Annotated in this window: 8 protein-coding genes and 8 tRNA genes; 1 reads left to right on the forward strand and 15 read right to left on the reverse strand. The window is 54.4% G+C overall.

Annotated elements, in window-relative coordinates; translation table 11 throughout:
• Nucleotides 1-65: 65 nt before the first annotated feature.
• The 14 genes from ABT56_RS07655 to pncC all read right to left on the reverse strand — a co-directional run bounded on the left by ABT56_RS07655 (nt 66) and on the right by pncC (nt 7833).
• A tRNA-Arg gene (locus ABT56_RS07655) sits at nt 66-142 on the reverse strand.
• Between the two features lie 64 nt (nt 143-206).
• Nucleotides 207-283, reverse strand: a tRNA-Arg gene (locus ABT56_RS07660).
• A gap of 38 nt (nt 284-321) precedes the next feature.
• A tRNA-Arg gene (locus ABT56_RS07665) sits at nt 322-398 on the reverse strand.
• 62 nt (nt 399-460) lie between these two features.
• Nucleotides 461-537, reverse strand: a tRNA-Arg gene (locus ABT56_RS07670).
• A 38-nt stretch (nt 538-575) separates the two neighbouring features.
• Nucleotides 576-668: transfer RNA gene (locus ABT56_RS07675), tRNA-Ser, on the reverse strand.
• A 10-nt stretch (nt 669-678) separates the two neighbouring features.
• Nucleotides 679-755 (reverse strand) — tRNA-Arg (locus ABT56_RS07680).
• A gap of 51 nt (nt 756-806) precedes the next feature.
• Nucleotides 807-883, reverse strand: a tRNA-Arg gene (locus ABT56_RS07685).
• 36 nt (nt 884-919) lie between these two features.
• A tRNA-Ser gene (locus ABT56_RS07690) sits at nt 920-1012 on the reverse strand.
• Between the two features lie 228 nt (nt 1013-1240).
• Nucleotides 1241-1438, reverse strand: a complete 198-nt coding sequence (csrA, locus tag ABT56_RS07695; RefSeq protein WP_036818084.1) for a carbon storage regulator CsrA — start codon at nt 1436-1438, stop codon at nt 1241-1243.
• A gap of 84 nt (nt 1439-1522) precedes the next feature.
• Nucleotides 1523-2707, reverse strand: coding sequence for an aspartate kinase (locus ABT56_RS07700; RefSeq protein ID WP_047878299.1), 1185 nt, complete (start codon nt 2705-2707; stop codon nt 1523-1525).
• Nucleotides 2708-2725: 18 nt separating this feature from the next.
• Nucleotides 2726-5350: an alanine--tRNA ligase gene (gene alaS / locus ABT56_RS07705; RefSeq protein WP_047878300.1), complete on the reverse strand. Its 2625-nt coding sequence runs from the start codon at nt 5348-5350 to the stop codon at nt 2726-2728.
• Between the two features lie 258 nt (nt 5351-5608).
• Nucleotides 5609-6070, reverse strand: a complete 462-nt coding sequence (recX, locus tag ABT56_RS07710) for a recombination regulator RecX (RefSeq protein WP_047878301.1) — start codon at nt 6068-6070, stop codon at nt 5609-5611.
• A gap of 92 nt (nt 6071-6162) precedes the next feature.
• Nucleotides 6163-7224, reverse strand: coding sequence for a recombinase RecA (gene recA / locus ABT56_RS07715; RefSeq protein WP_047878302.1), 1062 nt, complete (start codon nt 7222-7224; stop codon nt 6163-6165).
• Nucleotides 7225-7350: 126 nt separating this feature from the next.
• Nucleotides 7351-7833 (reverse strand): nicotinamide-nucleotide amidase, encoded by a 483-nt coding sequence (pncC, locus tag ABT56_RS07720; protein WP_047878303.1) that lies wholly within the window; start codon nt 7831-7833, stop codon nt 7351-7353.
• 129 nt (nt 7834-7962) lie between these two features.
• Here pncC and mutS point away from each other — a divergent pair, with 129 nt between their 5' ends.
• Nucleotides 7963-10572, forward strand: a complete 2610-nt coding sequence (mutS, locus tag ABT56_RS07725; RefSeq protein ID WP_047878304.1) for a DNA mismatch repair protein MutS — start codon at nt 7963-7965, stop codon at nt 10570-10572.
• Nucleotides 10573-10675: 103 nt separating this feature from the next.
• Here mutS and rpoS read toward each other — a convergent pair whose 3' ends face one another.
• On the reverse strand, nt 10676-11668 hold the full coding sequence (rpoS, locus tag ABT56_RS07730) for an RNA polymerase sigma factor RpoS (RefSeq protein ID WP_047878305.1): 993 nt from the start codon (nt 11666-11668) through the stop codon (nt 10676-10678).
• Between the last annotated feature and the right edge of the window lie 44 nt (nt 11669-11712).

Genomic DNA, 11712 nt, shown 5'->3' on the forward strand with positions numbered 1-11712 from the left:
CAGTAAATCTGATTGTGTGCCTTTCGGCAATAAAGTAATAGCAATAAGCTATTGCTTCAAAATAATGGCGCGCTCGGGAGGATTCGAACCTCCGACCGCCTGGTTCGTAGCCAGGTACTCTATCCAGCTGAGCTACGAGCGCGCAGTAAATCTGATGTTTGACCTTGTGGTCATTCAGTAACAATCCATTGATACTTTAAAAATAATGGCGCGTCCGGGAGGATTCGAACCTCCGACCGCCTGGTTCGTAGCCAGGTACTCTATCCAGCTGAGCTACGGACGCGCAGGCTGTATTCTGCCAATGGCAGATTACTTTAAAGATGGCGCGCTCGGGAGGATTCGAACCTCCGACCGCCTGGTTCGTAGCCAGGTACTCTATCCAGCTGAGCTACGAGCGCGCAATGAATCTGATTGTAACCTTTCGGTTTTTGAGTAGCAATCCGTTGATACTTTGAAATAATGGCGCGTCCGGGAGGATTCGAACCTCCGACCGCCTGGTTCGTAGCCAGGTACTCTATCCAGCTGAGCTACGGACGCGCAGGCAATTCTTTCTCAAGGATCTCTTGAAGGAAGAATGGCGGTGAAGGAGGGATTCGAACCCTCGATACGGCTATAAACCGTATACTCCCTTAGCAGGGGAGCGCCTTCAGCCTCTCGGCCACCTCACCACACAAATTATGGCGCGCTCGGGAGGATTCGAACCTCCGACCGCCTGGTTCGTAGCCAGGTACTCTATCCAGCTGAGCTACGAGCGCACACTTAATTCGGTTTTTACAACACCGCCCTAAGGCAATGCTTTTAAATAATGGCGCGTCCGGGAGGATTCGAACCTCCGACCGCCTGGTTCGTAGCCAGGTACTCTATCCAGCTGAGCTACGGACGCGCAGGCATTTCTCAAGAAACAATCTTGAAGCAAGAATGGCGGTGAAGGAGGGATTCGAACCCTCGATACGGCTATAAACCGTATACTCCCTTAGCAGGGGAGCGCCTTCAGCCTCTCGGCCACCTCACCGTCTTGCGGGGGCCCATATTACTGCTAGCCAAAAATAAGTCAAACACTTTGTTGTGAAAAAATGACTTCTTTCGCGCGTATGAATACTTAATAGCCAAGTAGGCAATTAATCAAACGCGAACATCGACTTACTGGCTTATTTCTGGGTTTCTGAAGAAGAAGACAGAAAAACAGACGGCAGCGTATGGATACAAAAAAGGCCAGCAAACAATGCTGACCTTTTCCGAATTAGTAGTTACCAGAACCCTGGGAACCTGTTTCTTTTTCTGCTTGAATGCGCATGTAGATTTCTTCGCGGTGCACAGAAACTTCTTTTGGTGCATTTACACCAATGCGAACCTGGTTACCTTTAACGCCCAATACGGTGACAGTGACTTCATCACCAATCATCAGCGTTTCACCTACGCGACGTGTCAAAATTAGCATTCGTGTGCTCCTTGAGTAATCTCAGTCTTATAAGAGTTAAGTCTATTATCCAACAATTTTTACATTTTCGTAAATGGTCACTGCTCAAGAAACAGCGAGAAGCAGTCGATTATCCAGACTTTCTGGCTCAACCACAAATTTTTTGTGGATGATTTTCGCCGCTAATTGTTGATCCTGCCCATTAATAAGCAGGGACATACAACGGGATGTAGATTTACTATGGTAAACCATCACCTCCGCCTCTGCCATTGCCGTTTCCAATTGGTCGCGGATCTGCGCCACCCCCTCCCCTACCAGAGTCATCACAGCGACATCAGGTAGGTGATTGGCGATATCAGACGCCAGCACCAATCGCAAACGTGCCAGCTCATCACTGGCAATAATAATGCCGGTCGAATGCGCTTGCTCGGCATAACACCATGCGTCCAGTCCCAGTAGCTGCAAGCGTGGCTCTATCTGCCCTATAGGCTCAGATACCACGACAAGACAATGCTGACTCTTCATAGCCAGACCAACGGCCCCCTGTTGCGGGCTCATGGGCTGGAAGCATACCAGGCTACCTTCTCCGTCATCGAAGGAAGACAGTACCCTCAATGGCACTTTATGTTGCCTTGCATATTCAACCGACTGTAATTGTAGCACTTTTGCACCATGACGTGCCATCGCTGCCATATCATCGAAATGAATCTCTGATAATCGCTGCGCGTCGTCCACCCAGCGCGGATCGGTGGTATATACCCCGTCCACATCGGTGAAGATCTGGCATTCGTCAGCATCCAACGCACTTGCGATGGCTACCGCGGTGGTATCGGAACCACCGCGACCCAGGGTCGTAATATTGTTTCCGCTATCACGTCCCTGGAACCCGGCCACCACCACAATGTGGTCCTGACCGAGCCATTTTTCGAGAGTCTCTGTCTCTACCTGGAGAATACTGGCATTGTTGAAGGCATCATCCGTTCGGATTGCCACCTGGTCGCCTGTCAGCGACACCGCCGGGTAGCCCCGTTTGTTCAGTGCCATAGCAAGCAAGGCGATGGTCACCTGCTCGCCGGTCGACAGCAGCATATCCAGCTCGCGCGGGGTCGGCACTTCATCCACCTGCCGGGCCAAGCCCAGCAAACGGTTGGTTTCACCGGCCATTGCCGATACGACCACGACAACTTGATGCCCCTGCTGGCGCGCTTTGATCACACGCTCAGCGACTGCTTCAATACGTTCGATGCTCCCAACCGAGGTACCACCGAACTTCTGCACCAACAATGCCACTTTACTACTCCAGTGTAATTACAGCTTCTCCGCCAGCCAAGGTGTCACAGACTCCAGCGCCGCAGGAAGGGCTGCTGCATCGGTACCACCCGCCTGAGCCATGTCAGGACGGCCGCCGCCTTTACCGCCAACCTGTAGGGCAACCATGTTGATCAGCTCACCGGCCTTTACTTTGCCGATAAGATCTTTGGTCACACCTGCAATCAGGCCAACTTTGTCATCGCTTGCGTTGCCAAGAACAACAATACCGCTGCCCAGCTGGTTCTTCAGCTCGTCAACCATGCCGCGAAGGGCTTTGTTGTCCGCGCCGTCAAGCTTGGCGATCAATACTTTAACGCCATTGATTTCTTTCGCCTGGTTGATTAGGCCCGCGCTCTCTTGCGCAGCCAGCTTGTCTTTCAGCTGCTGGATTTCTTTTTCCAACTGCTTGCTGTGGGCAACCAAGGCGCTTACTTTGGTTGCAACAGAGGCAGCATCAGACTTCACCAGGTTCGCAGTTTTGGCCAGCAGTGCTTCCTGCTCATGAAGAGCAGCAATTGCCGCTTCGCCAGTTACCGCTTCGATACGGCGAATACCGGCTGCGATACCCCCTTCGGAGATGATCTTGAACAGGCCAATGTCGCCGGTCTTAGAGGCATGAATACCACCACAAAGCTCGACAGAGAAGTCGCCCATGCTCAGGACGCGAACCTCGTCATCATATTTTTCGCCAAACAGTGCCATCGCACCTTTCTCTTTGGCTGCATCGATGTCCATAACATCAGTGCTGATAACATGGTTACGGCGGATCTGCTCGTTCACCACACGCTCAACTTCGCGCAGTTCCTCCGGCTTCACGCCTTCTAGGTGCGAGAAGTCAAAACGCAGGCCTTCTGGCTTAACCAAAGAGCCTTTCTGTGCTACGTGCTCACCCAGCAGGTTGCGCAGTGCAGCATGCATCAGGTGCGTTGCAGAGTGGTTCAGGCTGATCTTGGCACGGCGAGCCGCATCGACAACCGCTTTGATCTTGCCGCCAACAGTCAGGCTGCCCGCAGCCACTTTGCCGCTGTGGCCGATTGCATTGCCGAACTTCTGGGTATCGGTAACATCGAACTGAATGCCTTCAGCACTCATCACACCGGTATCACCGCACTGGCCGCCTGATTCCGCGTAGAACGGCGTGTTATCCAAGATAACCAGTACTTCTTCACCTTCGGCAGCGCTATCAATACTCTGGCCTTCGCGGTAAAGAGCAACGATTGTGGCATCACCTTCCGTCGCGCTGTAGCCGCAGAACTCAGTGTCCGCATCGACTTTGATCGCGTCGTTGTAGTCAACGCCGAACTGGCCTGCTTCGCGGGCACGCTGACGCTGGGCTTCCATTGCATCGTTGAAGCCCTCTTCATCGATAGAGAAACCGCGCTCGCGAGCAACGTCGTTGGTCAAATCAGCAGGGAAGCCGTAAGTATCGTACAGCTTGAACACTGTCTCGCCGTCCAGCACTTCGCCATCTAGCGCATCCAGTGCTTCGGCAAGAATTGCCATACCACGGTCAAGAGTACGACCGAAGTTCTCTTCTTCGATTTTCAGTACTTTCTCAACCATTTCCTGCTGCTTCTTCAGCTCTTCGCCTGCAGAACCCATCACGTCAGCCAGAGGGCCAACCAGCTTGAAGAAGAAGGCACCTTTGGCACCTAGCTTGTTACCGTGACGCACAGCGCGACGGATAATACGGCGCAATACATAGCCACGGCCTTCGTTCGAAGGCATAACGCCATCGGCAATCAGGAAGGCGCAAGAGCGGATGTGGTCCGCGACAACGCGCAGTGACTGGTTAGACAGATCTTCATAGCCAATCACCTTGGCGGCTTCTTTGATCAGCGTCTGGAAGATGTCGATTTCGTAGTTTGAGTGAACGCCCTGCATGATTGCAGAGATACGCTCGATGCCCATACCGGTATCAACCGACGGCTTCGGCAACGGCTCCATAGTGCCATCCGCATGGCGGTTGAACTGCATGAATACGTTGTTCCAGATCTCGATGAAGCGGTCGCCGTCTTCGTCTGGTGAGCCAGGAGGTCCCCCGGCAATGTGGTCGCCGTGGTCGTAGAAGATTTCGGTACATGGACCGCAAGGACCGGTGTCGCCCATCTGCCAGAAGTTGTCTGACTCGAACGGCTTGCCGCCTTCCTTGTCACCGATACGGATAATACGCTCCGCAGGGATACCTACCGTCTTGTTCCAGATGTCGAATGCTTCGTCATCGGTTTTGTAAACAGTAACTAGCAGGCGCTCTTTTGGCAGCTGAAGAACTTCAGTCAGGAATTCCCACGCGAACTGAATGGCATCGTGCTTGAAGTAGTCGCCGAAGCTGAAGTTACCCAGCATCTCGAAGAAAGTATGGTGACGGGCCGTGAAGCCTACGTTTTCTAGGTCGTTGTGCTTACCGCCTGCACGTACACAGCGCTGAGCCGTAGTCGCTCGAGTATAGGCTCGTTTCTCAAGGCCTAAGAAGCAATCCTTAAATTGGTTCATACCTGCATTAGTAAACAGCAGGGTCGGGTCGTTGTGTGGAACTAGCGATGAACTATCTACGATTTGGTGTCCTTTGCTTTCAAAGAACTTGAGGTACGCGTTGCGTACCTCATCAGTGCTCATGTACATTGGCAATTCCTGAATAGTGCTTTCATGTAAACTGAATGAACGAATTTATTTTCGTACTAGCAGGCCCGGGTACTCCGCCATGCCCTTGGCGGGACAATTCGGGCAGGCCGTGATTGGACTAAAATAAATGCTTTGGCTGATATTGTAAAACAACGGCAGGCGTAACAGGAAATGTTATGTGGTCAAATGGGACATTTTCTACCCCTTGGCAGCCACTCGTACTGACGGTGAAGGAGGCGAGATCACACGGCCTCCCGCCTAATATTCCTCGTCGACCCCGAAGGCATATTTGATCTGCTCGAAATCAAACCCCCGATATTGCATAAAACGCACCCGCTTGGCCTGCTCCTTCGGGGTATCGGCCTGCGTTTCACCGAATTTGCGCCGGGCCACTGCTCGGGCATGCTCGAACCAATCGGTTTCATCCTCATCGAGCAGCTGACGCACCACGACCTCATGCACTCCTTTTAGCTTGAGCTCCTGCCTGATCCGCAGTAATCCCCACCCCTTGGCGAGCCCATTGCGCAGCATCTGACCGGCAAAGCGAGCATCGTCAAGCCAGTTGTAGTCTTGACAAAAGGCCACGGCCTCGTCGATCTCGGCACTCTCGTAGCCCCGGTTCTTCAGCTTTTGCCTCAGCTCCTTTTCGGCATGGTCACGGCGCGAAAGATAGCCCACGGCGGCTTCTTTCACACTCTGCTTAGGTGGTTGCTTTCTCATGGTCGGTCTCACTCGCTTACATGCAAAAACGGGCGAGGTAGTCGCCTACCCGCCCGTTTGGTTAATCTTGTTGCTCAATCTGCTTGGCTGGATCAGAATTCCTGATCTTCTGCATCCATTTTTTCCAAGGCTGCGTCTTCGCCAGCGGCTGCCGCATTTTCCTCGGCGGTGCTTAGCAGCATATCACGCAGCAGCTTTTCGATTTCCGCCGCGATTTCAGGGTTCTCTTGCAGGTGCTTACACGCATTCGCCTTGCCCTGACCGATCTTGTCACCCTTGTAGCTGTACCAGGCACCAGCTTTCTCAACCAGCTTGTTCTTCACGCCAAGGTCAACCAGTTCACCTTCGCGGTTAAAGCCGATACCGTAAAGGATCTGGGTTTCAGCCTGCTTGAACGGCGCGGCAATCTTGTTCTTGACTACCTTAATACGGGTTTCGTTACCAACGACTTCGTCACCGTCTTTGATTGAACCGGTACGGCGAATATCAAGGCGAACAGAAGCGTAGAACTTCAGCGCATTACCACCAGTAGTGGTTTCTGGGTTACCGAACATCACACCGATCTTCATACGGATCTGGTTGATGAAGATACACATACAGTTTGACTGCTTAAGGTTACCCGTTAGCTTACGCATTGCCTGAGACAGCATACGCGCCTGCAGACCCATGTGCGAGTCGCCCATTTCACCTTCGATTTCCGCCTTCGGCGTCAACGCGGCCACGGAGTCGATAACCAGAATGTCGACAGCGCCTGAACGCGCCAGTGCATCGGCAATTTCAAGCGCCTGCTCACCGGTATCTGGCTGAGACACCAACAGCTGATCGATATCTACGCCCAGCTTCTTGGCATAGATAGGGTCTAGAGCGTGCTCTGCATCGATGAAGGCACAGGTCTTGCCCTGCTTCTGCGCAGCTGAGATCACCTCAAGGGTCAGTGTTGTCTTACCTGATGATTCCGGACCGAAGATTTCAACGATACGGCCCATTGGCAAGCCACCAGCACCCAAGGCGATGTCAAGTGACAACGAGCCCGTAGAGACGGTTTCGACATCCATAGTACGGTTGTCGCCCAGTTTCATGATCGAGCCTTTACCGAATTGCTTTTCAATTTGACCTAAGGCCGCGGCAAGTGCCTTCTGCTTGTTGTCGTCCATTCGAATCTCCAGGGATACTGAATAAATGCTGAGATTAAGTACTGATATTGATTACTAGTATACTGTCTATTCATACAGCGTCTAGTACTGTGTGAACTTTTTTTTCAATCTGCTGACTGCCTGTCATCATGGCTCAAGCGCAACCATCCGCTTGCGCATTCCCTCCAGCGCCACCGTGACCGCCTGCGCTCGAACAGCCGAGCGATCCCCCTCAAACAGATACCTTTCGGCCGAGATCCAGCCATGCCGATCTGCCCACGCGAACCAAACTGTCCCTACCGGCTTACTCTCCGAACCGCCGCCCGGTCCGGCAATACCGCTGATCGCCACACTGATATCGGCCCGAGAATGCGCCAGAGCCCCTGCGGCCATCTCCCTGACCACGGCTTCACTTACTGCACCGTGACTATCGAGAGTTTGCGCCGCGACACCGAGCATCTCCTGTTTGGCTTCGTTGCTATAGGTTACGAAAGCACGGTCAAACCATGCCGAGCTGCCCGCGATATCCGTAATCGCCGTCGCTACCCCGCCACCGGTACATGATTCTGCCGTGGCTGCGACCCATTGCAGGCGAGCGAGCTGCTCACCCAATGCCGTTGCTAATTCCATCTCCGTTTTCCTTCTTCCCGCAGCCCAGTACGAGCTCGCTCAGATGATTAAAATTCCGGCGCACCCTCTTTGCCGACCGGACCGATTCACGTATCCTAGGCGACCAGAAAATTCACCGGATAAGGTGGAATGCTCTCCTCCACCCGGCACAATGTAGCAGGCAAAATCGTGACAGTAAAAGGCATAGAAAAGCATACCCCAATGATGCAGCAGTATTTGAAGATCAAGGCCGAGAACCCCGAGGTCCTGCTGTTCTACCGGATGGGTGACTTCTACGAACTATTTTTTGACGACGCCAAACGCGCTTCGCAACTGCTGGATATCTCCCTGACCAAGCGCGGTGCCTCCAACGGCCAGCCGATCCCGATGGCAGGAGTCCCTTACCATTCCATCGAGGGCTATCTTGCCAAGCTCGTCCAGCAGGGCGTCTCTGCGGCCATCTGCGAGCAGATTGGCGATCCGGCAACCAGCAAGGGACCGGTAGAGCGCAAAGTGGTGCGGATCATCACCCCGGGAACCGTCAGCGACGAGGCCCTGCTCAACGAGCGCCACGACAACCTGATTGCCGCCATCTACCACGAAGGCGATAAATTTGGCTATGCGACCTTGGACATCACCTCCGGCCGCTTCATGCTCACCGAACCGGAAACCGAAGAGGCGATGCAGGCCGAGCTGCAGCGCACTAGCCCGGCAGAGCTGCTCTACCCAGAAGACTTTGCCCTGCCTGGCCTGCTTCAGAGCATCAAAGGAAGCCGCCGCCGCCCGGTCTGGGAGTTCGACCTCGAAACGGCCCGCCAGCAGCTCACTATGCAGTTCGGCACCCGCGATCTGGTTGGCTTCGGCGTCGAGCAGGCCGAGCGTGGCCTATGCGCAGCCGGTTGCCTGCTGCAATATGTGAAAGACACCCAGCGCACCGCCCTGCCTCACATCCGCGCCATTACCTTGGATACCAAAGATCACGCGGTGATACTCGATGCAGCCACGCGCCGCAACCTAGAGCTGACCCAGAATCTGGCGGGGGGCTATGACAACACGCTGGCATCGGTACTGGACCAGACCGCGACGCCGATGGGTAGCCGCCTGCTAAAACGCTGGCTGCACCAGCCAATCCGCGACCAGCACCAGCTCAACGGCCGTCTCGACGCCATCGAGACGTTCAAGGACAGCGGTCTGTTTGTCGATCTTGCCGGCGTTCTCCGCCACATGGGGGATCTCGAGCGTATTCTTGCCCGACTGGCCCTGCGCTCGGCTCGTCCTCGCGACCTCGCCCGGATGCGCACCGCCCTCCAATACTTGCCGGAGCTTTCCGATCTGCTCGCCGACATTCCCCAGCAGCGAATTGGCGAACTGGCCCAGTATGCCGCGCCGATGGATGAGCTGTGCGAATTGCTCGAGCGTGCCATTATCGAAAACCCGCCTGTCGTGATCCGCGACGGGGGCGTACTGGCACCGGGATACAATGCCGAGCTAGACGAATGGCGCGATCTGGCTGACGGGGCCACCAAGTTCCTCGAAGAGCTGGAAGCCAGCGAGCGCGAACGCCATGATATCGATACCCTGAAAGTGGGCTTCAACCAAGTCCACGGTTTCTATATCCAGGTCAGCCGTGGCCAAAGCCATCTGGTACCTAGCCACTATGTGCGCCGCCAAACCCTCAAGAATGCCGAGCGCTACATCATCCCCGAGCTCAAAGAGCACGAGGACAAAGTACTCAATTCGAAATCCAAAGCTCTGGCTCTGGAGAAGAAGCTGTGGGAAGAGCTGTTCGACCAGTTGCTGCCGCATCTGGAGCAGCTGCAAAATGCCGCCAGTGCCCTGTCCGAGCTGGATGTTCTTGCCAACCTGGCCGAGCGTGCCGACAGTCTCAACTACTGCCGCCCTGAATTGACGGAAAACACCGGGATCGAAATCACCGCAGGCCGCCACCCGGTTGTCGAACAGGTACTGAGCGAACCGTTTATCGCCAACCCGATCTCGCTTCATCGCGACCGCCGGATGCTGATCATCACCGGCCCTAATATGGGTGGTAAATCGACCTACATGCGCCAAACGGCCCTGATTGCACTGCTTGCCCATGTCGGCTCTTTCGTACCGGCCGAAGCCGTCAAGATCGGCCCGCTGGATCGGATCTTCACCCGCATCGGCGCCTCGGACGATCTGGCATCGGGACGCTCGACCTTCATGGTCGAAATGACAGAAACGGCCAACATCCTCCACAACGCCACCCAGAACAGCTTGGTGCTGATGGACGAAATCGGCCGGGGTACCAGTACCTATGACGGCCTGTCATTGGCTTGGGCGAGCGCTGAATGGCTGGCTGACAAAATTGCGGCCATGACCCTGTTCGCAACCCACTACTTCGAGCTGACTGAACTGCCATCACTGATCGATGGCCTGGCCAACGTCCACCTTGATGCGGTCGAACACGGTGATGAAATTGCCTTCATGCACGCAGTACAAGAAGGCGCGGCCAGCAAATCATACGGCCTTGCCGTTGCCAGCCTTGCCGGGGTACCGAAATCAGTGATCAAGCGGGCCAAAATCAAGCTCCAGCAACTCGAGGCCAGCGGCCACCAGCAAGCCGTTGCACCGGCTTCGGCCGCCCCGCGCGAAGAGCAGCAACTGAGCCTGATCCCTGAGCCGAGCGAAATCGAAGAGGCTCTGGCCCGGATCAACCCGGATGAAATGACGCCTCGTGAGGCACTCGAGGAGCTTTACCGTCTACGGGCGCTACTGTAAACGGCGCTTCTGTGCAGATGAAATAGAAAAGGGTTGATGCTTGGCATCAACCCTTTTTGTTTAGTGCTTTGTTCACCCGCAGCCGCAAAATGGAGGAGAAAAGTTACTGTAGCTCCTGATTGAACAAAGATTCAATGCTTAGCCCTTGGTGGGTCAGCATGTCGCGCAGCCGGCGTAGTCCTTCGACTTGAATTTGGCGAACCCGCTCGCGGGTCAGGCCTATTTCACGGCCGACATCCTCTAACGTCGAAGCCTCGTAGCCCAACAGGCCGAAACGCCTTGCCAGTACCTCGCGTTGCTTGGGGTTGAGCTCCTGCAGCCAATGGACAATCGATACTTTAATATCATCATCTTGGGTTGACGTCTCAGGGCCCCCGCTTTTTTCATCAGGAATAATATCAAGCAGCGCTTTTTCCGAATCGCCGCCGATCGGGTTATCGACCGAGCCGACCCGTTCGTTGAGTCGCAGCATACGATTCACATCCTCGACAGATTTATCGAGCTTGGTAGCAATATCTTCGGCGGTGGGCTCATGGTCGAGTTTTTGCGCCAGTTCGCGGGCAGTGCGGAGGTAAACGTTAAGTTCTTTTACGACATGGATAGGTAAACGGATAGTGCGGGTTTGGTTCATTATGGCCCGCTCAATGGTCTGGCGGATCCACCACGTGGCATACGTCGAAAAGCGAAATCCCCGTTCAGGGTCAAACTTCTCAACCGCCCGAATAAGACCAAGGTTGCCTTCTTCAACCAGATCCAACAGGGCTAAGCCGCGGTTGCTATAGCGGCGGGAAATTTTTACAACCAAACGAAGATTACTCTCAATCATTCGCTTGCGGGCAACCTCATCCCCTCGCAGTGCCCGCCGGGCATACAACACTTCCTCTTCGGCGGTCAGCAATGGCGAAAAACCAATTTCACCAAGGTAGAGCTGAGTGGCATCGAGGGCTTTTTGCGTCGTGCCATAACGCGAAAGGTCAATTCCCTCATCAGCACTCTTAACAGCTTCAGCAGGGGTCTCTTCGGTCTCGGTTTCAAGCTCCATTTCAGCGTCGAATTCAAAGTCATCAATATCTGTAGCAGTATTGCTTCTACTCATAGCGCCTCCCAGATGGCGAGTTAGCAAGACATTACAACCTGACT

Origin of the sequence: Photobacterium aquae (assembly GCF_001029445.1) — a bacterium.
In the GTDB taxonomy this organism is placed as follows: domain Bacteria; phylum Pseudomonadota; class Gammaproteobacteria; order Enterobacterales; family Vibrionaceae; genus Photobacterium; species Photobacterium aquae.

Excerpts from the sequence above, each read along its gene's own strand:
- csrA (WP_036818084.1), bottom strand. The coding sequence starts at position 1,438 with ATGCTAATTTTGACACGTCGCGTAGGTGAAACGCTGATGATTGGTGAT.
- alaS (WP_047878300.1), bottom strand. The coding sequence starts at position 5,350 with ATGTACATGAGCACTGATGAGGTACGCAACGCGTACCTCAAGTTCTTT.
- recX (WP_047878301.1), bottom strand. The coding sequence starts at position 6,070 with ATGAGAAAGCAACCACCTAAGCAGAGTGTGAAAGAAGCCGCCGTGGGC.
- recA (WP_047878302.1), bottom strand. The coding sequence starts at position 7,224 with ATGGACGACAACAAGCAGAAGGCACTTGCCGCGGCCTTAGGTCAAATT.
- pncC (WP_047878303.1), bottom strand. The coding sequence starts at position 7,833 with ATGGAATTAGCAACGGCATTGGGTGAGCAGCTCGCTCGCCTGCAATGG.
- mutS (WP_047878304.1), top strand. The coding sequence starts at position 7,963 with ATGCTCTCCTCCACCCGGCACAATGTAGCAGGCAAAATCGTGACAGTA.
- rpoS (WP_047878305.1), bottom strand. The coding sequence starts at position 11,668 with ATGAGTAGAAGCAATACTGCTACAGATATTGATGACTTTGAATTCGAC.